A 21,239-nucleotide genomic window follows, 5' to 3' on the forward strand; every position below is an offset into this window, starting at 1 on the left:
GACCAACCTAAAAATCTTCTTTTTCAAAAAATTTTCATGCAAATAATAGCGATTTAATATTTATTGCTCTTTTTTGCATGAATTTTTTATCTAGGCATGGTCAGGATTTTTGGAAGTCGTATAATAATTTTATGCACAGCAATGTGTAAGTAATTAAAGGGGAGGGAATGCCAATGAATAAAACAATTGACCAGCTCTATCAAATTGAACAAGATGCTGATGAAAAGTTAGCTCAGGTTCAAAATGAAAAGCAAAAATTGAAAGCTAACTATGAGCAAAAACGTCGTGATTATCAAACTCAGCTTGAAAATGATTTTCATAATAATTTGGCTAGTTATCAAGATCAGATAGCAGCTAAGCAAGCAAATGAGTTAGCAGCTGACCAAGCTAAATATCAGGCTGCCTTGAACAGTATTCAAGAAATTATTGACCACCATCAAAGCAACTATATTCAGTATTTGGTTGACCAAGCTAAAAAAATAGGGGTAGATGAATATGAGTAAATTCACTGCCTTAAAGACTAAAATTCAAGCTATGTCTAAGGATATGCTGAGCCAGGAAACACTTAATGACCTGGTGGCCGGTGAAAAACTGAATGATATGATTAATTATTTAAAAACTAGTCCTAGTTATAGCTTGGCCAGTAAAGATTTATCACTTCAAGCAATTAACCGACGTGATATTGAGCTGGCGGTCCAACGTGGGGTCTACCATGATTTCTTAAAAATATACAAGTTCGCTAACTTTGACCAACGCAAGTTACTCCAGGTTTATGGACGTCGCTATGAACTTGAAATTATTAAGTCAGCTATCCGTCAAGTTAACGAACAGGGACAACATGACCTAGAGCATGGTGAATTTGCCGACTATCTCGCCCAAAAACGCCATTTTGATATTGATCAATTAATGACTGCTCGGTCGATGACGGAAATCGTCCAGGCCTTAAGTCGGACAGACTATGCGCGCATTTTTAACCTTTATCAGGCCCATGAAGAAACTGGTTACCAGCTCTTTATCTTGGAGAACGCCTTAGACGCTTATGTCATCAGAAAAATGTGGCAGACCTATAAAAAAACTTTACCTAGTCAGCAACTTCAAGCTGCAAAACGTTTAATTAGTCGGGATGTTGATATCAGCAATTTGATGTCTATCTATCGGCTTAAATTCTACTACCACCTTGAAGAAGCGGAGATTTCAGCTGCACTAATCGACCTTGGCAAGCTCCAGGACGAAAGCATTCGCAGCCAGCTATTATTTATTAACGATAGTCCCAGCTTCATCCGCCTGGCCCAAAGTCTTGGCTATGGCGAGATTTTCGACCAGGTTGATGACTCCATGGCCTTAATCCATAATGAGCACCGCTACTTGCGCCGTTTACAGGATCGAGTTGCAAGACAGTGGCCCCAGTCTATGCTCGCTATCTTTAATTATTTAGACAAACGAGCAGGTGAGGCCGATAGTATTACTCAAGCCATTGAAGAAATGATGGCCCGACAAAAAGAAAATTTTAGAAAGGACAGCGTGATATGATCAAGAAAATGAGTCTGGTAAATATCACCGGCCCACGTGATGATATTGACCGCATGGCCGACAAATATTTAACTGACTATGAAATCCACCTCGAAAATGCACTCAAAGAACTTTCAGAAATTAAGACGCTACGCAGTTATACTTCACCCAACCCTTATGAAGCATGGTTGGAGCGTTTAGACAAACTGCTAGCCCAAATAGACTGTCAAGATTTGGCTAGTCATGATGCAAAAGAAGCTGAAAAACATAGCTTTGCTGATTTGCAAACGATCATTCGGCGGACTGAAGAAACAATGGCTAATCACTCACAAGCTATCCAGGCTAATGAGGATAAGCACCAGGAAATTGAAAAGAATATTGAACTTTTTCAACCCTTTATCGGTCTAGATTATCCCTTGGATAAAATTTTGAGTATGTCGCATATAAAATTCCGTTTTGGGCGCTTTACCAAAAACAATTATCGCAAGTTCATTAAGTATATCGATAGCATGACACCTTCAATATTTATGCCTGCTCAAGAAACTGACGAATATATATATGGTGTTTATTTCACACCTAAGGCTGTACGGCAACGGGTTGATACCCTCTATTATTCCTTGGCTTGGGAGCGGATTTACCTACCTGAAGGCCAAGGCTTAATCAGTGAAATCGTTGATGATTACCGGCTAAAACTTGGCCACTTAGATCAAGATATGACTAAACAAAAAAATCAATTGGCCTATCTCATCGAGCCTATTTTGCCTCAACTCTTACAGATTAAAGCCCGACTTCAAGACCTATCTAAGGCCTTTTCTGTTAGGAAATATGCTGCCATCACCCGTGATGAATTTGCCCAAAAAGAAACCCGCTATCTTTTGATTGGCTGGATGCCAGCTGACCAAGCCTTAGCTTTTAGAGACAAGGTCAAAGATGATGATGATGTGACCATGTTTATTGAGGATGAGTCTGATAACACCCATCTCAAACCGCCCACGCAAATGAAAAACAAGGTCTTATTTCGCCCCTTTGAGCTTTTAACCAAAATGTATGGCGTCCCTAACTATCATGAAATGGACCCTACTGCCCTAGTCGCTATCAGCTATTCGCTTTTATTTGGGGCGATGTTCGGCGATTTAGGTCAAGGCTTTGTACTATTTTTGGTTGGCTTAATCGGTGTTTTTAATAAAAAATTCCGGGCACTTGGCATGGTAGCAGCCTGTGGTCTGTCATCTATGATTTTTGGTTTACTATTTGGAACTGTCTTTGGTTTTGAAGATGTCATACCAGCCCTCTGGCTACATCCCATGCATGATATGGTCACCATCCCCTTTTTCGGGACTTTAAATGCTGTTTTTGTTGTTGCCGTCGTTTTCGGTATGTTTATTATCCTAATGACAATGATTTTAAATGTCGTTTTGCGACTTAAAAATGGTGAAAAATGGGAAGCTATTTTAGATAAGAATGGGATAGCTGGTCTAGTCTTCTACGGTCTGCTAGTCTTGATGTTAATCCTATATATGTCAGGACAAACGATTCCAGCAACGGGCCTCTTAGTAGCACTATTGGTTATCAGTTTCCTAACCATTGCTTTTAAAGAAGAGATTATGGCTTATCTGACAAAAAAACATGACAGCAATGAAGATGGTCCTGTTATTAAAGCACTAACAATTTTCTTCGAGAGCTTTGAGACCCTACTGACCTATTTCTCAAACACTATTTCCTTTGTCCGGGTAGGTGCCTTCGCGATTTCCCATGGTGCCATGATGGGTGTTGTGATGATGTTTGCCGGTGCTGAAAATAGCGGTTCAATTAACTGGTTAGTTGTTATCTTAGGTAACCTCTTTGTAATGGGCTTTGAAGGCCTGATTGTTGCTATCCAAACCCTGCGGCTAGAATTTTATGAAATATTTAGTCACTTCTACGCTGGTAACGGGATTGAATTTGAAAATATTTGGTTAAATGAAGGAGAAAAATAATAATGAATACAGAATTACTAATTAAATTAACCATGCTTGCTACTTTTATCCTTGGCTTTGTCCTACCTTTTTCTTATTTCTTTTCTGGTCAACAAAACAAACGCCGTTTCAAAAAATCTTTTTACACTAATATTTTTGCTGTAGTTGCAGGCATTGCTGTCTCACTAATCCTTGCCTACCAACCAGTAATGGCTGCTGAAATGGCTACTGAAGCAGGCCTAGCTACTGGTCTAGGTTACATTGCTGCTGCCCTTTCAACAGGTTTATCTTGTATCGGTGGTGGTATTGCCGTTGCTAATGCTGCTTCTGCTGCCCTCGGTGCTATTAGTGAAGATGGTTCTATCTTTGGTCGTTCACTTATCTTCGTTGGTTTAGCAGAAGGGGTAGCCCTTTACGGTTTAATTATTTCCTTCATGATTTTAGGTCGCCTATAATGAAACAATTTGTAATTGTTGATAATGCAGAAAGCTTAACAGGCATGCGTCTAGCTGGCATTGAAGGGGTTTTAATTGATGATAAGCATGATTTTGATCAAGTCCTCGACCAGGTTCTAGAGAAAACTGAGATAGGTCTTATCCATATTTCTCCTAGCCTAATTGCTAGCCACCAGGAACGCATTAATGATATTCGCTTTAATCGCACCAGCCCTCTTTTAGTATCACTTAAAGGGCCAAATGATCATCAAGCTGACGATAGTATCACTGATACTATTCAGCAAGCCATTGGCATTCAGCTTTAGGAAGGAGTCCTGTCATTGGAATTACAAGAACGTCTACAGTATTTTGCCCAAGAGGTTAACCAAGATATCCAAGTAGACATTGATGAAGAACTTAAAAACTACCAAGCTAGTTTAGATAAAGATTTTGCCAATTATCAGGCTCAATTAGACCAACGTTATCAAAAACAAGCTTTGGATGAACGTGTACAACTAGAAAAAGATAATAATAAAGTCATCGCGCAAGACCAGATTCGTCTGCAACGTGATCTTTACTTACGTAATAATGAATTAAAGGCAGAAATTTTTGACCAACTAAAAGCTGCCTTAGCCGATTACAAACAAAGTCCTGCCTATTTTGACCAATTAGTTGCCATGGTGAAGTCGGTACAGAACTTCGCTGAGAATGAAGATTTTATCATCTACTTGGATAAAAGCGATTCAGGATTACTAGACCAACTTGAGGCAGCTAGCGGCCATCCCATTAGGCCTTCAGACCGTGAGTTTTTTGGTGGCCTACGTGGCGTCTTAACTGATCGGCAAATTTTATTGGATTATTCTTTTGCCAGCTTTATCCAACTTCAGGAAGAAAACTTTACAATCGAGGAGGTGGCCCAAGCATATGACCACTAATCAAGTCTATGGCATTCAAGGGCCAATTGTTACTGTTAATGGAGAGACCGATCTCTCTATGCAAGAAATGGTCTATGTCGGGCAAGAACACCTTATTGGTGAAGTCATCCGCATTGACGATAAAAAAACCACTATCCAGGTTTATGAAGAAACTGCTGGTTTAAAACCAGGTGAAATTATCCAAGCTACTGGCATGCCCATGAAAGTTGAATTGGGACCTGGCTTACTAAATAATATTTTTGATGGTATCGAACGACCACTTAAAGAAATTGAGAAACAATCTGGCTATGTTATTAGTCGAGGTGTCAACGTTCATTCCTTAGATCGGGAGAAAAAATGGACTGTTACACCCCTAGTAAAAGTAGGTGACCAGGTTAGAGGTGGTCAAATCCTAGCTGAAATACCTGAAACCAGTGCTGTCTCTCATAAAGTGCTCCTACCTGTGCAAATTACCGGAGAAGTGGTAGAAGTGGTTGCTAGTGGCGACTATACCATTGAAGATACCTTGGTTAAAGTTGAAGACTTCCAGGGACAAATTCATGAGGTTAAAGCCTACCAAGAATGGCCAATTCGGACACCACGCCCAGTAGACCGTCGTCATGAATCCACCCAACCGCTCTTGACCGGTCAAAGAATTATCGACACCGCTTTCCCAATTGCTAAAGGAGGAACTGCCGCCATCCCTGGCGGTTTCGGAACCGGCAAGACGACCATGCAGCACCAAATTGCTAAATATGCCGATGCCGACATTATTGTCTACATTGGTTGTGGTGAACGTGGTAATGAAATGACCGAGGTTCTTGAAGATTTCTCTAAACTTGTTGACCCGAGAACAGGAGCTCCCCTTATGGAACGGACTGTTCTCATAGCTAACACATCAAATATGCCAGTGGCTGCTCGTGAAGCATCTATCTATACTGGCCTTACTATTGCTGAATATTATCGCGATATGGGCTATGACGTAGCAATTATGGCCGATTCTACCTCACGTTGGGCTGAGGCCTTGCGTGAACTATCTGGCCGTTTAGAAGAAATGCCAGCCGAAGAAGGATTCCCAGCCTACCTAGCGTCCCGCATTGCTACCTTCTATGAAAGAGCCGGTTATATGCAGACACTGAGTCAAAATGATGGTTCAGTTTCAATTATTGGTGCCGTATCTCCTCAAGGTGGTGACTTCTCTGAACCTGTTACCCAAAACACCAAACGTTTTGTTCGATGCTTCTGGGGACTTGACGCCGACTTAGCAAGGCAACGCCACTACCCTGCTGTCTCTTGGACCAATTCCTACAGCCAGTATGTCGGTGATCTCTCTAGTTGGTACCGAGCTAATGTCTCCGATAATTTTGTCAATGACCGAGCTGAAATCATGCGCTTACTCCATGAAGAAGAGAATCTATTGGAGATTGTAAAATTAATCGGATCAGATGTCCTACCGGATAGTCAAAAGCTAATTTTGCAAATTGCTCGAGTTATTCGTTTAGGTTTCTTACAGCAGGCTTCCTTCCATGAGATTGACTGCGCCGTACCGATTAAAAAACAAGCCAAGATGATGGCTGTTATTTTATATCTCTATGAGCGGTGCAAGTCCCTAATTCAATGGGGCATGCCGATGTCTTATTTAAACCAGTCTAGTATCTTTGCGACTGTTATTAATATCAAATATGATGTGGCAAATGACCAGCTAGACCAGCTAGACAAATACTTCGATGAAATTGATCAATTTTATGACCGCGCTATAGCTGAAAACGGATAAAGGAGGATGTTTAATGGCAATTGAATATTTAGGTTTAAATGCGATTGAAGGACCACTTGTCGTAATTGATGGCGTGCGGGGGGCCCAATATAATGAAATCGTTAAGTTCCGGGTTAATCGGACTGAGCAAAAATTAGGCCAGGTCATTGCAATCGAAGGAGACCAAGCCATGGTCCAAGTCTTTGACCAGACAAGCGCCATGTCTTTGAATAATACCCATACCCAATTTACTGGTCATGGGATGGAGATTGAATTATCTCCAGAAATTTCCGGTCGTATTTTTGACGGTATTGGTCGCCCCCTAGATGGATTAGGTGAAATCCATTCCACTATCAAACGCGATGTGAATGGTGATCCGCTGAATCCAGTATCTCGGATCTATCCGCGCGACTTTATCGAGACTGGCTTTTCAGCTATTGATGGCTTGATGACACTCATTAGAGGGCAAAAATTACCAATTTTCTCTGGAGATGGGATGCCCCATGACCAACTAGCTGCCCAAATTGTTAAGCAAGCGCGCCTGGGTAAAGATTCAGGCGAAGAATTTGCTGTGGTCTTTGCTGCTATGGGTTTTAAACATGATGTCGCTGACTTCTTCCGTCGTTCTTTTGAAGAATCAGGTGCCATTGACCACGTCACTATGTTTGTAAATACCGCTGATGATCCTGTTATGGAAAGACTCATCACACCTCGAGTTGCCTTAACAGCTGCAGAGTACCTGGCCTATGACCTAGGTAAACATGTCTTAGTTATCTTAACTGATATGACCTCCTTCTGTGAGGCCTTACGGGAAGTCTCTTCAGCCAAGCAGGAAATCCCTTCTCGTAAAGGTTATCCTGGTTATCTCTACTCAGAATTAGCTACTATTTATGAGCGGGCTGGCATTGTGAAAGGTAAGGATGGTTCAGTAACCCAAATTCCTATCTTAACTATGCCTAACGATGATATGACCCACCCTATTCCAGATTTAACTGGTTACATTACAGAGGGACAAATTGTTCTTGACCGCCAACTAGTTGGTAAAAATATCTATCCGCCAATTGGTATCCTGCCCTCCCTTTCTCGTTTAATGAAGGATGGGATTGGGGCTGAGTATACCCGAGAAGACCATGCTGATGTGGCTAACCAGCTCTTTGCCGCTTATTCCGGTGCCTTTGAAGCCCGGTCGCTAGCTTCGGTAATTGGTGAAGAGGAACTTTCTGATATTGATAAGACCTACCTTGCTTTTGGTGAGGCCTTTGAAAAAGACTTTGTCGGCCAAGCTGCTGATGAAACACGGACCATAGCAGAAACACTGGATTTGGCCTGGAAGCTCCTTAGTCAATTCCCACGCCAAGAATTGACACGAATTGATACGGCTATCCTAGACAAGTACTATCACCCTAAAACCGAAGGCGGTGAATAGGTATGTATATTAACATGGCGCCAACTAAGGGTAATTTGATGCAAATTCAAAATACCCTAACCCTTTCTCAATCTGGCTACCAGTTAATGGATCGTAAACGAATGATCCTCATGAACGAAATCATGGCAATTGTCAAGCAAGTACAGCAATTACAGGTTGAATTGGACCAAACTCTAACCAAAGCCTACCAAGAATTAGCCGTAGCTAACGCCAGTCAGGGTATTCTTAGCGTCTATGAAGCGGCTAGTAATATTCCACTTTCAGATGGCCTAAGGGTACAAGTTAGGTCAGTCATGGGCTCAGAGGTTCCTAACTTAAAATATCGAGCTCAGGCTTTAAAACCAGCCTACTCCTTCGGCAATACTACCATTGCCATGGACCGAGCCCGACTAGCCTTTGAGGAAGTTAAGAAACTTCAGATCCAACTTGGCCAACTTGAGAATGCCGCATATCGGCTCGCCAATAATATTCAGAAAACCAAAAAGCGGGTTAATGCGCTACAAAATGTCACGATTCCCCAGTTGGAAAATGCTCAAAAAACAATTTCTTCAGCTCTTGAAGAAAAGGAAAGAGAAGAATTTACCCGACTGAAAGTTGTCAAGCGAATTATTAATGCTTAATCATTTATAGCTGTTATCTCAGGTATTTAATACAATGATATAGCTAAATAGCAAAAATCGATCCTCTGGTCTATCTAAGACTAAAGGATCGATTTTTTTATTAACTCAATTGCAGTTTAATTCCAAATCAATTTATTTAACAATAAGATAGGCCCAGGCGGCAAGCATGGCTCCCAAGCAAGGCCCGATAATTGGAATCCAAGCATAAGCCCAATCTGAACTCCCCTTATGTTGCATAGGTAAGATAGCATGGGCTAGGCGAGGCCCTAAATCTCGGGCAGGATTAATCGCATAACCAGTTGGCCCACCGAGCGATACGCCAATAGCGATAATCAAGGCGCCAACGACACTTGTAGCTAGACCAGGTGCCATTTCAGTTAGGCCAAAAGTCATAATACCAAATGTCAAAATAAAGCTGCCGATAATCTCAGAGATTAGGTTATCAACCGTTGACCGGATAGCCGGACCTGTGGCATAAACCCCTAGGATGGTCCCAGCATCTGGTGTTGCTTCAAAATGTGGCCGATAATGAAGCCAAACTAGGACAGCGCCTAGAAAGGCACCAGCCATTTGAGCCAGGGTATAAGCCCCCAGCTGACCCCAAGATAAGTCACCTGTCAAAACAAAGGCCAGGCTAACAGCCGGATTGAGATGGGCTGGTCCCATAAAGCCCGAAACATAGGCTGCTACCGCTACTGCTAAGCCCCAACCGATAGCGATTGTCAACCAGCCAGCATCTTGCCCCTTGCTTTTATTTAAAGAAACATTGGCTTCCACCCCATCGCCTAGCAAGACTAGCATAGCAGTACCTATAAACTCTCCTAATACATCTACTGACATGGTTAGCCCTCCTGACTTTGGTCTGCTTTTAAGGCAACTAAATCATTTTTATCGATGACAGCTTGTAAACGCTCTTCTTGCTCGGCTTGGTCTGCTCGACTCCAATTAAACTGTTTAGCCATAACAGCTAATACAGGCTCAATCAAATGATCAATCTCATCTCGTTTAAAGAGCAAATAGTTAGTTCGACGTAAGAAATAATCAACAGGGTTTAAGACCATTTCATAGGCAATCGCATAATTAAGCATCAGATTTTCTTTAAGGGACAAGCCAACCTGCTCTTCAATCTCACCTGCTAGTTGGAAGACTTTTGGTGCATTTGACCCATATAAGGAAGCAATTTCATAAGCATCTTCTTGGTTAAGCCCCCGACTCATACCCAGCTGAGCATAAGCAGCAAATTCTTTTTCGATATTAGCTGGATTCAATTCACCACCAGAAACTGGGTAGGTTTTTGAATTAATGGCTTTAAAGGACCGATCAAAGTCAGCTTTGAGAATTTCAATAATTTTTGCTAAGGCACCAGCCGCCATCTTGCGGTAGTCAGTAATTTTACCACCAGCTAATGTGATTAGCCCATTCTCGTCAACTTCTAAACTAGACCCACGAGATACTTCAGAAGGATTGAGCTGCTGCTCAGAAAGTGACCCCTCTAAGTTAGCAACGACCTTCTCCACCTGATCACGGGTCTGTTCCTGGTTAAGATAGCCTTGGACGCTAGTTATTAACTGATCAAAACTATCATCGGTTAACTTACCAGAATCACCACCATTATAATCAGAAGAAGAGTTGCCTGCTAATAATGGCCGTAAGCCTGCCCATGAACTCTCAATATCAGCCAAGCTAATATGGGCTTCAGGGAAACGTTGGTTCACTGCCCCTAATAAATAGTCCACGTCTGCTTGGGTGACTTCAGGATGTTTAAAGTCCCCTTGATAATCAGTATCGGTAGTACCAAAGTAGGTCTTATTCTCACGTGGAATAACAAATACCATACGGCCATCCCCATAACCTGTGTCAAAATAAACTGGCTGCGATACCTTGAGGCGGCTGGCATCAACCACCAAGTGAACCCCCTTAGTTGGTCGCATTTGCTGGATTTTTTGACCCTCCTTGTCCAAGTTACGCGTCTTGTCAGACCATGGACCAGTAGTATTAATCACCACCCGGGCCTTAATCTCAAATTCTTCATCAGTTAGCAAATCTTTAGCCATTACCCCATTGACACGACCATTGTCATTATAGGTAAAACCGACTGCTTGGACGCGGCTAGCAATTAAAGCACCATCGTGATGGGCCCGCTTAATATTTTCAATCACCAAACGAATGTCACTATTATTAAAGTCCAAGTAGCGTCCGCCACCTAATAATCCCTCTTTTTTCAAGTCTGGCTCACGTTCTAATACCTGGTGGGCACTGAGAACTTGGTTAGCATAAGTTGAGTTTTGAATACCAGCCAATAAATCATAGAGGTCCATGGCTACTTTTAATCTAAACATATTAAAGGTAGCCCCCGGCTCATCATATACAGGTAGAATCATTGGATCCGGTTTAGGAATATGGGGCGCAATTTGTTGAACTACCGCCCGCTCTTGGACAGTATCAGCGACAACTTCAACATCAAAATGTTTGAGATAGCGAATCCCTCCGTGAACTAGCTTGGTTGACCGGCTAGAGGTGCCTTCCGCAAAATCTTGCATCTCAATTAAGCCAGTTTCTAAACCAGAAGCTGCTGCTTGCAAGGCAACACCTGCACCAGTGATTCCCCCACCGATAATTAATAGGTCCAGTTCACGCTCTTGCATTTTTTGAATAGCTTGTTGACGAGTTTCAAATGAAAATTTCATAATCGATTCCTTTCTAGCCTAATCAAGTGGCTCGGTAAATACTTGTGTCGCTCTAACCGCTTGGCGCCAACCCTTATAAAGTTGTTCCTTGCGGGCATTGTTCATAGATGGTGTGAAAGTTTGGTCTACAGCATTAAGAGACTTAAGTTCTTCTAAGTCCTCCCAATAGCCAACTGCTAGGCCAGCTAAAAAGGCCGCTCCTAGAGCAGTAGTCTCCAAGTTAGCCGCTCTAGCGATTTCAATCCCTAAAATATCAGCTTGGAATTGCATGAGGTAGTCATTCATAGCGGCGCCCCCATCAACTCTGAGCTCATTGATATCTATATCTGTGTCCAACTCCATCGTGTCAATAATATCTCGGGTTTGATAGGCCAACGATTGTAGGGTGGCCTTGACAAAGTCTTCCCGACTGGTGCCACGCGTTAAACCAAATACAGATCCTCGGGCATCCGAATTCCAATAAGGAGCACCTAGACCGGTAAAGGCCGGTACAACATAAACCTCATCGTCAGAAGTAGATTGCTTAGCCATCTCTTCAGACTGAGGTGAATTTTCAATAATTTTCAAGCCATCACGCAACCACTGGATAGCTGATCCAGCCACAAATATCGAACCTTCAAGCGCATAGTTTACTTCGCCATTGATGCCATAACCAATGGTCGTAATCAGCTTATTATCTGATAATTGAAATTCTCGGCCAATATTCATAATTATGAAGGCACCGGTCCCATAGGTATTTTTTACCATACCCGGCTCAAAAGCTAACTGGCCAAAGAGGGCTGCCTGCTGGTCGCCGGCCATACCAGCAATTGGAACTTCCGCCCCATAAAAATGGAATGGTATGGTGTGACCATAGATTTCTGAATTCGATTTGACCTCAGGTAACATGATACTTGGAATATTTAGTATGTCTAAAATTTCTTGGTCCCAAGCTAAATCTTTTAAGTTAAATAGCATGGTCCGAGCTGCATTGGTGTAGTCCGTGACATGGGCTTGTCCATTGGTTAGCTTCCAGACAATCCAAGTATCTATGGTACCAAAGAGAAGCTCCCCTTTTTCAGCTCGCTCTTGGGCACCCTCAACATGGTCGAGAATCCAGCGAATTTTAGTAGCGGAGAAGTAAGCGTCGACCACAAGTCCGGTCTTCTCTCGGATCATATCGGTATAGCCATCTGCCTTGAGCTGGTTGGCAATATCAGAAGTCTGTCGAGACTGCCAAACAATCGCATTATAAATCGGCAAGCCCGTTTCCTTGTCCCAAATTACCGTTGTCTCCCTTTGATTGGTGATACCAATCCCTTCAATCTGTTCAGGCTTCAAGCCTGATTCAATAAAGGCCCCAGCAATTACTGATTGCACTGAATTCCAAATATGATTTGCATTATGCTCAACCCAGCCTGAATGAGGAAAAATTTGTTCAAATTCTTTTTGATATGAACCAACATTCTTTCCCTGGCGATTATATATGATTGCCCGGGTCGAGGTTGTCCCCTGGTCGATTGCCATAATATATTTTTCCATAATAGGTCCTCCTTGTTTTTGCTTCATCCTCATTTTAACGTGAGCGCTTACAAAAATGACCTTAACTTTTTAGCATTTTAAAAAATTTTTGCGATTTTAATCTAACTGTACTTACAAACTAAGCTACTAATTAGTCTTTTTATCATTAAAAGCATAAATAATGAGCCTAGGACTGTTAAAGTCCTGGGCTCTCATTGTTAACTGAAGTCCTTTCACAAAATCCGACACAATACCTGCCATATTGGCCATCTTCTATTCCAAGGATTCCGTTCAGGATACTTCTTGTTGCGCCCTCTTTATATTGAACTTGCCACTTGTTCTAAGTAAGCCATTAAATGGTCCAAGTCAAGTTGGCAAGCCCATCCTTTCATTCGGTAATAGGTCTGGTCACTCTGGTAAGTCTGGTTAGGCCCGACAAGCAAATAGTCATAATCTTCCTGGTCATCATAAAGACTAATCGTTACTTCTGGGCTATTAGCGGTTGCTTGCTTGAGTCTAGCTAACACTAGATCCACTTGCGGCCGGTCAGCTGACAGGACCAGGCCTATTTTTATTTGACTAGGCTTAGGCAATCTAATGTATTGGACCAGCCGAGCCAAGGCCATACTGTTGGCTAAATCCATATCACCCTGGCCTAGGACATTGTCTTTATAAATTTGCTTGTCGACTTGCCTAAGCAGGCTATCAATCTGATTTTCACTTTTTACATAAGCCGAGGCTTTAGCTTGGCTAATAGCAAAGTCATCAACCACTGCTCCTGTGAAAAAGATACGCTGGGCATAAATCTGACTAGTTTGGTACATAACCACTTCACGCAACCGACTCTGTCCTAATCCCTGACTAGACAGGGCATGGATGGTCAGATTAGTGGCCGCTGTAATGGGGCCACCAAAACCCAGAATTTGCAAATGACTAGCATGGGAGAGGACACCATGCGAAAGTAACCAGACGAAATGACAAAAAATATCTGCCTCATTAATTGGACCAGCTTGACGGCCATAATAGTGGATTAGATGGTGGCGAATGCGTTGATATATGGCCTGATTCTGATAGTGATTCATGATTTTATCGGGCCACAAGCTGTGATCTTGACCTAAATCCTGGTAGCTAACTTGTTGATGAACATAGAGCCACAATAATAAATCATAAGCTGCTTGCGGCTTAAAGGGGCCCTTATTAATGGCTTCAAAATAAGGGAGATAATCTCTTATCTGGTAGTTTTTCACTAATTCATCACGCTCATCTGGGCCAAGTAACAAACTATATAGTTGGTAGTAAAAGTAAGCCACTTGGTGTTTACTACCTTTCAACTGTCCGTTTTTCACCTGCAGATTAAAATCAGCTAAAATCTGGTTGAGCTCACTGATTTTACGATTGAGCGTTGCCTCGCTAATTGCCAGACTATCAGCTAACCAACCATTAGTAAATTGACCTTGCTTAAACAAATAATCAAGGATTTGGAAATAAGTACTTTCTACAACCATAAGCTGACTGATAGCTTGCCAGCCTAATTCAGGTCCCATGACCAAGCGCACCTGGTCAGCTCGCCTATTTAAAATTAGGGGGACCTGCTCATTTCTGGCTAGGTCATTAATTTGAGCCAGATATTTTTCACAGGTCGCCAGGCTAATTTTTAATTGGCTAGCCAGCTGTTTGACTTCATGGGGCTCAGCTTGGCAGGCCAATTGGCTTAGCATTTGATATTGGATGGCCTGGCTTTTAACCATCAACTGACTCAACCGCATCAGATAGCCCCCCCTTTCCGACTTGCTTGATCAAATCCTGATGAGTCCAAAGGGCCTGACACCATGCTGGACAATAAACCAGTTTTTGTCCAACCAGTACATTGGCCTGCTGACACAACTGGTCGATCGTCAACTTATTTTGAATAGCCGTAGTTGCCTGGCCAATGATGGCCCTAAGACCTGGATCATCCTTAGGTGCTATGACTTGTAGGCCCCGTAATGAGCCATAATAACTATCAGTCATTATAAAGATATGATAGCCGTCCGACTGATAGCAACTGGTCACATTAGTAAAGTAATAATCAGCCTCAGTTTTTGTTAAACCACTAGAAAAAATCTGGTAATTACCCAAATCCATAACAGTCGTCCGATAAACTTGGGGCATAGCCTGGCGGGGAAAGGTCAAATTATCAGCTGCAATCTGGCCTGTCAAAACTGCATGGCTAACCAAAGGCTGGTAATAGCGTTGTCCTAAATCAGCAAAATTCACTTTGACCAAATCGCCACAGGCAAAAATATTTGTTACTGAGGTCTGCATATAAGCATCTGTTTTAATCGTGCCATCCATGTCCAAGACTAACTGGTCACGGATTAAGCCATTATTAGGCCGTACTTGGTTAGCGATATAGAGAGCATCTGTTAAAAATGTCTGATTTTGACAATGGACGGCTAAATGGTTACCCACTAGGTCAAGCTGATGATAACTGGTACTAGTCTCTACTTTTACGCCCTGAATTGTTAAAATATTCTTTATAGCATCAGCGATAGCTTGGTCAAAATACTTAAAAGCTAGCTGGTCATTGGCTTCAACTAAGGTAACAGTCTTGCCCATACCAGCTAGATAGCTTGCACCTTCTAAACCGACTTGTCCACCGCCGACAACTAATATTGACTGGGATCGGTCTAAAATTTTACGACTAGCTTGACGACTGGCTTGGTTAGATAAATCAATTATAAAGTGACCAAAGTCTTCTCTTAGCTTACTTTCTACTTGTTGACTCCCCATTGCTAGAATTAAATAATCATACTGATACTGATACGGCCCTGTTTCACTTTCTAGATAGGTTAAACTAGATGCTTGGGAATCTATCGCAATCACTTGGCTGGCTAATTTTAAGACCACCCCCGAATCAAGCTTGACCAAGTCCTCGTTAGCAGCTTGATCTGAACTTAAATTCGCAATTCCAGCTGGCTTTATTCCGACATGAGCTTGACTTTCAAAAAGGCAAATTTCAGCCTGAGGATAACGATAACGCGCCCGGTTAGCAGCAGCAATTCCCGCATAGGATGCACCGATTATGGCTATGTTCATGCCTAGTTCTCCTCTCGAATAAGGTTAAAAGACTAGCGTTTTAAGATATAAAAAAGGCCAGGCAAAGGGCCCGGTCTTAATCTATCTACACATCTAATTCAGCGTTGTAATAAACGTCCTGAACATCATCGTCATCTTCCAGCTTACTTATTAGGCTCTCCGCCTGGGTCAGATTACCCTCACTGACTTCAACCATAATATTTGGAATCATGGTTAATTCAGCAGTGGCTAATTTATACCCATCTGCCTCTAAATTATCCCGCACGCTTGCAAAGTCACTTGCTTGGGTATAAATTTCAAAAACATCATCAGCGGCTTGCAGATCTTCGGCACCCGCCTCTACAGCAGCCATAAACATCTCTTCTTCATCAATATCAAGACCCTGACGTTCAATCGCAATGTATCCCTTGCGGTCAAACATAAAGGCTACTGAGCCATTTTCCCCAAGATTACCACCATTTTTATTAAAAATAGTGCGCACATTGGTTAAGGTACGATTCGTATTATCTGTCAGAGTAACCACATAAATAGCCAAGCCATCCGGACCATAACCTTCATAAATTACTTCATCGTAGGACTCATCAACGTTATTATTAGATCCCTTATCAATAGCCCGCTTCACATTATCATTAGGCATATTGGCTGCCTTGGCTCGGTCCATAGCTAAACGCAAGGTTGGATTGGCATCTGGATCTGGGCCACCTTGTTTTACAGCCATATAAATTTCCCGTGAAAGTTTTTGAAATTGCTTAGCGCGCTTGGCATCAGCAATACCTTTTGAGTTTTTAATTTTACTCCATTTATTATGTCCTGCCAAAGAGGATCACTTCTTTCTACATAGTATTGATAGTTCATTATAGCAAATTTTACTAGCTTTTTAAATATGGCCCTGCCCCTTAGGCATGATAACTTGTAAAAAGGAAGGCAGAACTTCTATTTCCAAAGGTAAGCTAGGACCTGGATCGCCATCTACATTTGCTTCATAGGCCTGGTCAGCTTCAATAACAATTTTCTTTGCTTGATGGTAGGTGAGGCCTTCAACATCTGAAAGCGATCCTCTAAAAAATTGCGGTATAATATCTGGACTCACCCGGAATAAATTGTCATGTTCCAATGATAATAAATGCAATTTACCATCATCGGGACGTGCTTCTTTAACCATATTTTCAAAACTGCCAACACTATTAGTGAGGGTAATAATAATCATCGCTGTATGCAAACGACGATCAAAATTATCAATCTGCAGGTAAAAATCAACTGGCCGACTATTTAAAAAGCCATTAATACCATCTTTCACATAGGCCAAAAAGCCATACTTAGACTTGTCGGCAATGCTTGTATTAACAACAGCCTGAGGGATTGCCCCGATAGCTATGACGTTAACAAAATACTGGTCATTAACGCGACCGATATCCAGGGGACGCGTTTCAAAATCTGCTAGACTAGCAATAGCTTGGTCAGGTGCTAAGGGTATCGAGAGCACTCTAGCTAAGTCATTAACAGTTCCCATCGGCAAAAAACCAAATACTAAGGGCTTGGCTAATTGGGCAAGGCCATTGACGGCTTCATTTAAGGTGCCATCGCCACCAACCACGTAATAACAATCACACCCCATACGATCTGCTTCTAAAGCAAGTAAGCTGGCATCTCCAGCCTTTTTAGTATAGCGCACGGTGACTTGGTCGAAATGAGCCATTAAAGCTCTAGTAAGATCTTTTTCGTAAGCCAAAGCTGTCTCTTTTCCAGCTGTTGGATTTATTACTAGCATACAATGATGCATAGCTGGGCACCCTCCTTAACATGAAATTTATTTTATTATAATCATTAACTTAATAAAAGTCTAAAAAATAAGCCAGGCTCGAATAATAATTCGAGCCTGGCTTATAGCAATGACATTATATATCTCTTGTGGATTGTCGTTCTGAAATTTTATAAGGTAAGGTAACCACTTTATCAATCTCATCGTCATCGTCTTTATCCATCATTTTAGTAAGGATCCGCATGGCAACTGCCCCAATATCATATAATGGCGGACAGATTGACGTTAAACGCGGCCGCACCATTTCCACGACAGCAGAATCATTAGATGACACCAATGAAAAATCTTCGGGCACATTAACCCCTTCGTCTTGTAAATAATTTAAAATGCCAGCTGCAATTTCATCATTAATAATAACCGCAGCATCAGCCCGACTATTCTTAAGTTTTTCAGCAAAATCATAAGCATTTTTATATTTACCTTGATTTAAACCGAAAATCAAATCCTCTTCAACTGGCAAATCGGAAACTTTGATTGCTCGCTTGTAACCGTTTAAACGCGATGGTTGGTTATCACCCAAATAATCTTCCTGCGCGACAAAGGCAACATGTTGTCTACCAGACTTAATTAAGCGTTGGGTAACTTCATAAATAGCAGTTTCATAATCAATATTCACAGATGAGAATTCTTCTTTAGAATCATTCATGGCTGCCAAGACAACAGGAATACGTGACCTTTTCAATTCTTTACGGATATTTTCAGGAAGTGAGTGTCCCATATAAACAATACCATCAACTTGACGGGCTAATACACTGGACAGGGCATTCTCTTCCTGTCCCTCTTCAGCATTAGTAAGGATAATATTATATTTATACATCTTCGCAATATCATCAATTCCCTGCGCTAAAGAAGAGAAGAAAAGATTGGTAATATCTGGGATAATCACACCGACAGTAGTGGTACGCTTGCTCGCTAAACCACGCGCAACCGCGTTAGGACGGTAATCAAGCGCCTCAATCACTTTCATGACTTTTTCTCTAGTTGAGGGCTTAACATTAGTGTTGCCATTAACAACCCGAGAAACTGTCGCCATTGATACGCCAGCTTCTCGAGCCACATCATAGATGGTTACTGTTTGTTTTTCCATTTTGAGATCCTTCCTTTAGTGATTTATTTTAAAGACCTATTTTTACCACAACTATACCACCTTGACACTAATCTTGCAAGCGTTTACTGAAAATATCTGAAAAAATATTAGCGATGATTTATAAAATGAAAATTTTTCAAAAAAAGGGACTGCCTTAAAGCAATCCCTTTTCCACTCAGCTAGTATTGGCTGATAAAATATTAATTTTTTTATTTTTTAGCTTGGTTGGCCGCTTGTTTGGCCTTATTACCTGCTTGGTTAGCTGCTTGTTTTGTTTTGTCAGCTAGCTCTTCGGCTTTTTGTCCAGCCTTGTCAGCTGCTTCTTTACCTGTTTCTTTAGCTTCTTTAGCCGTTTCTTCGGCAGATTCTTTAACATCACCAGCGACATCTTTAGCATCAGCGGCTGATTTCTTAGCGTTATCAACTAATGGTTGTGAGGCTTCTTTAACATTGTCGGCATGCTTATCAGATAGCTCAGCTGCCTCAGCTTGAGCTGCAGACAATTCTTCCTTAGTCATATCAGTTGCAGCTTGAACAGTACCCTTAGCTTCATTGTAAGCTCTAGATACTTCATCGCGCGCTGCTTGATATTGCTCACTAGCTAACTCTGAAGAAGTTGCTAACTGATCTTTAATTGTATCAGCAGATTCTTTTAGGTTAACCCGGATATCATCGGCTGCTGCTGAAGCAGTATCATAAATGGCATTACCTTTTTCAACGGCAATATCAGCATAATCAACCGCAGCGTCGCGAACAGCTACCGCAGATTGGTTGATATCTTGACGTAGCTCTTTACCTGATTTAGGGGCAAATAGCAAAGCTGCTACGGCACCAACAGTACCACCGACAAAAGCACCTAATAAAAATGATCCAGTATTATTGTTTGACATAATTTATTTCCTCCTTAGACTTAAAAAGCTTGCGATTTTGATTGAGCCTCTGCCTTCTTAATACGGCGATTAGCGCGTAAAGCCTTGGCTGTTTTGCCCAATTTTTTGACCGTTGATACCTGGGGTTCACTAACTAGTTCACCAGGCTTAGCCACCTCTTTTTCAATGACCTTAGCCTTAACCTTATCAACTTGGTCATTGGCTGTACTTGTTACATTTAAAACAAGCTGCTTGGTCGAGTCATTGACTTCAGATACAGTTACCCCAACATCTCCAATTGCCTTGAAGAGCGGGTCAACTAGTTCTACTTTGCCGTTAATATCATTAAGCAGTGTATTACTCTTATTGAGTAATCCCTGTGCTTCTAGCGAGATACCATCTACATCCTGGCGTAAGACTGCAATCGTTTTATTAACTTCATCGACTGTCTCCGTTACCTCACTAATAGTTTTGGTCAATTGACGGACAAAGAGGACTAAAAAGATGACTAAAACGGCGAATGCGATCGCTGCAATCAAGGCAGCAACTTCATTCCATGACATCCAGTAACCACTCCTTTATTAAGATAAATAGCCAATAAAACGGTTACTTATCATTTATTTACCTAATTCTATCATTTATTGGAAAGTTTGACAAAATTTTAAAGCATATTTCTAATTAATTTTCACCTTTATGCTAGAATAACAGTGACTACAAGAAAGGTGGAATGAACTTGCTAGAAAAAATTTTTTCATGGTTTGCTAATTATTTCCAATCAATTGATTACGATAAAATTTTTAACACTCTCCTAACTAAGGGTGTGCAGATTATTTTGATTATCTTATTATTCTCTGTTATCCGGAAACTTATCGAACGCTTGGTAAGTATCTACTTTAATAGACTGATGGCCAATAGCCATAATCCTAGTCGTGACTCAACCATGTATAATCTTGTCCAAAATGTCATTCAATATGCCTACTATTTTCTACTGGCTTATACTTTATTAGCCATCGTGGGTGTCCCGGTAGCGGCCCTCCTAGCTGGTGCCGGGGTAGCTTCTTTGGCAATTGGTCTTGGCGCTCAAGGCTTTGTTTCTGACGTCGTAAATGGCTTCTTTATCTTGTTCGAACACCAATATGATGTGGGCGATTCTGTCGTCATTAATGATTATTCCGGTGAAGTTGCTAGAGTTGGCATCCGCACAACTATAGTTAACGACTTTGATGGTTCTGTCCACTATATTCCTAACCGTAATATTACTGACGTGACCAATCAATCGCGGTCACCGATGCGAGTGGATATTGATCTCTTAATCTATGCAGATACCGACCCTGATGCGATTCGCCAAGCAGTGAGCCAACGCCTAGAAGATCTAAGCCCTGATAAATTACTAGCTGAAGCTCCTAATATTTTAGGTGTGCAACGTGATGCCAATGGACGCTTAATCTATCGTGTCCGCTTAAAAGCAGTTAATGGTGAACAATTACAAGTTCAAGGTAAGTACTATGCCCATTTGATTGATGCTTTGGATAAGGCTAATATCAACCAACCAAGTGGAAACGAGTTAATTACTAAATAACTCTTCCAG

Annotated in this window: 20 protein-coding genes; 10 read left to right on the forward strand and 10 right to left on the reverse strand. The window is 41.6% G+C overall.

All coding sequences use genetic code 11. The annotated features are described in order from the left end of the window. The first annotated feature begins 173 nt into the window (after nt 1–173). Genes AWM75_RS02180 through AWM75_RS02220 form a run of 9 tightly spaced genes read left to right on the forward strand, consistent with a single transcriptional unit; the run spans nt 174 to nt 8,611 of the window. A complete protein-coding gene (locus AWM75_RS02180; protein ID WP_067977686.1) occupies nt 174–503 on the forward strand; it encodes a hypothetical protein in 330 nt (109 codons plus the stop codon). Continuing rightward, nucleotides 496–1,530, forward strand: a complete 1,035-nt coding sequence (locus AWM75_RS02185; RefSeq protein WP_067977689.1) for a V-type ATPase subunit — start codon at nt 496–498, stop codon at nt 1,528–1,530. The genes AWM75_RS02180 and AWM75_RS02185 overlap by 8 nt, the downstream gene beginning before the upstream one ends. Beyond that, the gene (locus AWM75_RS02190) at nt 1,527–3,485 is read left to right on the forward strand and encodes a V-type ATP synthase subunit I (RefSeq protein ID WP_067977691.1); all 1,959 of its coding nucleotides are present in this window, start codon (nt 1,527–1,529) and stop codon (nt 3,483–3,485) included. The genes AWM75_RS02185 and AWM75_RS02190 overlap by 4 nt, the downstream gene beginning before the upstream one ends. Nucleotides 3,486–3,487: 2 nt before the next feature. Then, nucleotides 3,488–3,919 carry an ATP synthase subunit C gene (locus tag AWM75_RS02195; RefSeq protein ID WP_067977692.1) on the forward strand — a complete coding sequence of 144 codons (432 nt, stop codon included), beginning with the start codon at nt 3,488–3,490 and terminating at the stop codon, nt 3,917–3,919. Continuing rightward, nucleotides 3,919–4,224: a V-type ATP synthase subunit F gene (locus tag AWM75_RS02200; RefSeq protein WP_067977694.1), complete on the forward strand. Its 306-nt coding sequence runs from the start codon at nt 3,919–3,921 to the stop codon at nt 4,222–4,224. Before AWM75_RS02195 ends, AWM75_RS02200 begins: the two co-directional genes overlap by 1 nt. A gap of 15 nt (nt 4,225–4,239) precedes the next feature. Further along, nucleotides 4,240–4,833, forward strand: coding sequence for a V-type ATP synthase subunit E (locus tag AWM75_RS02205; RefSeq protein ID WP_067977697.1), 594 nt, complete (start codon nt 4,240–4,242; stop codon nt 4,831–4,833). Next, nucleotides 4,823–6,586 carry a V-type ATP synthase subunit A gene (locus tag AWM75_RS02210; protein WP_067977698.1) on the forward strand — a complete coding sequence of 588 codons (1,764 nt, stop codon included), beginning with the start codon at nt 4,823–4,825 and terminating at the stop codon, nt 6,584–6,586. The genes AWM75_RS02205 and AWM75_RS02210 overlap by 11 nt, the downstream gene beginning before the upstream one ends. Before the next feature lie 13 nt (nt 6,587–6,599). After that, a complete protein-coding gene (locus tag AWM75_RS02215; protein WP_067977700.1) occupies nt 6,600–7,991 on the forward strand; it encodes a V-type ATP synthase subunit B in 1,392 nt (463 codons plus the stop codon). Between the two features lie 2 nt (nt 7,992–7,993). Next, the gene (locus tag AWM75_RS02220; protein WP_067977704.1) at nt 7,994–8,611 is read left to right on the forward strand and encodes a V-type ATP synthase subunit D; all 618 of its coding nucleotides are present in this window, start codon (nt 7,994–7,996) and stop codon (nt 8,609–8,611) included. A gap of 132 nt (nt 8,612–8,743) precedes the next feature. Here the strand turns inward: AWM75_RS02220 and AWM75_RS02225 are convergent, their stop codons facing one another. From AWM75_RS02225 to AWM75_RS02270, 10 genes are all read right to left on the reverse strand, one after another. Beyond that, nucleotides 8,744–9,451, reverse strand: a complete 708-nt coding sequence (locus AWM75_RS02225) for an MIP/aquaporin family protein (RefSeq protein WP_067977706.1) — start codon at nt 9,449–9,451, stop codon at nt 8,744–8,746. Nucleotides 9,452–9,453: 2 nt separating this feature from the next. Next, nucleotides 9,454–11,298 carry a type 1 glycerol-3-phosphate oxidase gene (gene glpO / locus AWM75_RS02230; RefSeq protein WP_067977708.1) on the reverse strand — a complete coding sequence of 615 codons (1,845 nt, stop codon included), beginning with the start codon at nt 11,296–11,298 and terminating at the stop codon, nt 9,454–9,456. An 18-nt stretch (nt 11,299–11,316) separates the two neighbouring features. After that, the gene (glpK, locus tag AWM75_RS02235; RefSeq protein WP_067977711.1) at nt 11,317–12,819 is read right to left on the reverse strand and encodes a glycerol kinase GlpK; all 1,503 of its coding nucleotides are present in this window, start codon (nt 12,817–12,819) and stop codon (nt 11,317–11,319) included. A 296-nt stretch (nt 12,820–13,115) separates the two neighbouring features. Further along, complete coding sequence (locus AWM75_RS02240) at nt 13,116–14,564, reverse strand: helix-turn-helix domain-containing protein (RefSeq protein WP_067977713.1); 1,449 nt, start codon at nt 14,562–14,564, stop codon at nt 13,116–13,118. After that, the gene (locus AWM75_RS02245; RefSeq protein WP_067977716.1) at nt 14,539–15,876 is read right to left on the reverse strand and encodes an NAD(P)/FAD-dependent oxidoreductase; all 1,338 of its coding nucleotides are present in this window, start codon (nt 15,874–15,876) and stop codon (nt 14,539–14,541) included. The genes AWM75_RS02240 and AWM75_RS02245 overlap by 26 nt, the downstream gene beginning before the upstream one ends. An 85-nt stretch (nt 15,877–15,961) precedes the next feature. Continuing rightward, nucleotides 15,962–16,693: a YebC/PmpR family DNA-binding transcriptional regulator gene (locus tag AWM75_RS02250; protein ID WP_067977718.1), complete on the reverse strand. Its 732-nt coding sequence runs from the start codon at nt 16,691–16,693 to the stop codon at nt 15,962–15,964. A gap of 60 nt (nt 16,694–16,753) precedes the next feature. Then, on the reverse strand, nt 16,754–17,644 hold the full coding sequence (locus AWM75_RS02255; RefSeq protein WP_158320148.1) for a diacylglycerol/lipid kinase family protein: 891 nt from the start codon (nt 17,642–17,644) through the stop codon (nt 16,754–16,756). Between the two features lie 127 nt (nt 17,645–17,771). Beyond that, entirely contained in the window at nt 17,772–18,782 is a 1,011-nt protein-coding gene (ccpA, locus tag AWM75_RS02260; protein ID WP_067977723.1) for a catabolite control protein A, read from the reverse strand. 209 nt (nt 18,783–18,991) lie between these two features. Next, nucleotides 18,992–19,672 (reverse strand): YtxH domain-containing protein, encoded by a 681-nt coding sequence (locus tag AWM75_RS02265; protein WP_074572561.1) that lies wholly within the window; start codon nt 19,670–19,672, stop codon nt 18,992–18,994. 20 nt (nt 19,673–19,692) lie between these two features. Then, nucleotides 19,693–20,214, reverse strand: a complete 522-nt coding sequence (locus tag AWM75_RS02270) for a DUF948 domain-containing protein (protein ID WP_067977725.1) — start codon at nt 20,212–20,214, stop codon at nt 19,693–19,695. Between the two features lie 170 nt (nt 20,215–20,384). On the opposite strand from AWM75_RS02270, the gene AWM75_RS02275 reads away from it, so the two are divergent. Further along, nucleotides 20,385–21,230 carry a mechanosensitive ion channel family protein gene (locus AWM75_RS02275; protein WP_067977727.1) on the forward strand — a complete coding sequence of 282 codons (846 nt, stop codon included), beginning with the start codon at nt 20,385–20,387 and terminating at the stop codon, nt 21,228–21,230. Nucleotides 21,231–21,239 lie beyond the last annotated feature (9 nt).

It is taken from the genome of Aerococcus urinaehominis, from assembly GCF_001543245.1.
Classification (GTDB): domain Bacteria; phylum Bacillota; class Bacilli; order Lactobacillales; family Aerococcaceae; genus Aerococcus; species Aerococcus urinaehominis.

Coding starts and splice junctions, on each gene's coding strand:
- AWM75_RS02185 (WP_067977689.1), top strand. CDS start 496: ATGAGTAAATTCACTGCCTTAAAGACTAAAATTCAAGCTATGTCTAAG.
- AWM75_RS02225 (WP_067977706.1), bottom strand. CDS start 9,451: ATGTCAGTAGATGTATTAGGAGAGTTTATAGGTACTGCTATGCTAGTC.
- AWM75_RS02190 (WP_067977691.1), top strand. CDS start 1,527: ATGATCAAGAAAATGAGTCTGGTAAATATCACCGGCCCACGTGATGAT.
- AWM75_RS02265 (WP_074572561.1), bottom strand. CDS start 19,672: ATGTCAAACAATAATACTGGATCATTTTTATTAGGTGCTTTTGTCGGT.
- AWM75_RS02255 (WP_158320148.1), bottom strand. CDS start 17,644: ATGCTAGTAATAAATCCAACAGCTGGAAAAGAGACAGCTTTGGCTTAC.
- ccpA (WP_067977723.1), bottom strand. CDS start 18,782: ATGGAAAAACAAACAGTAACCATCTATGATGTGGCTCGAGAAGCTGGC.
- AWM75_RS02180 (WP_067977686.1), top strand. CDS start 174: ATGAATAAAACAATTGACCAGCTCTATCAAATTGAACAAGATGCTGAT.
- AWM75_RS02210 (WP_067977698.1), top strand. CDS start 4,823: ATGACCACTAATCAAGTCTATGGCATTCAAGGGCCAATTGTTACTGTT.
- AWM75_RS02220 (WP_067977704.1), top strand. CDS start 7,994: ATGTATATTAACATGGCGCCAACTAAGGGTAATTTGATGCAAATTCAA.
- AWM75_RS02240 (WP_067977713.1), bottom strand. CDS start 14,564: ATGCGGTTGAGTCAGTTGATGGTTAAAAGCCAGGCCATCCAATATCAA.
- glpO (WP_067977708.1), bottom strand. CDS start 11,298: ATGAAATTTTCATTTGAAACTCGTCAACAAGCTATTCAAAAAATGCAA.
- AWM75_RS02215 (WP_067977700.1), top strand. CDS start 6,600: ATGGCAATTGAATATTTAGGTTTAAATGCGATTGAAGGACCACTTGTC.
- AWM75_RS02200 (WP_067977694.1), top strand. CDS start 3,919: ATGAAACAATTTGTAATTGTTGATAATGCAGAAAGCTTAACAGGCATG.
- glpK (WP_067977711.1), bottom strand. CDS start 12,819: ATGGAAAAATATATTATGGCAATCGACCAGGGGACAACCTCGACCCGG.
- AWM75_RS02195 (WP_067977692.1), top strand. CDS start 3,488: ATGAATACAGAATTACTAATTAAATTAACCATGCTTGCTACTTTTATC.
- AWM75_RS02270 (WP_067977725.1), bottom strand. CDS start 20,214: ATGTCATGGAATGAAGTTGCTGCCTTGATTGCAGCGATCGCATTCGCC.
- AWM75_RS02245 (WP_067977716.1), bottom strand. CDS start 15,876: ATGAACATAGCCATAATCGGTGCATCCTATGCGGGAATTGCTGCTGCT.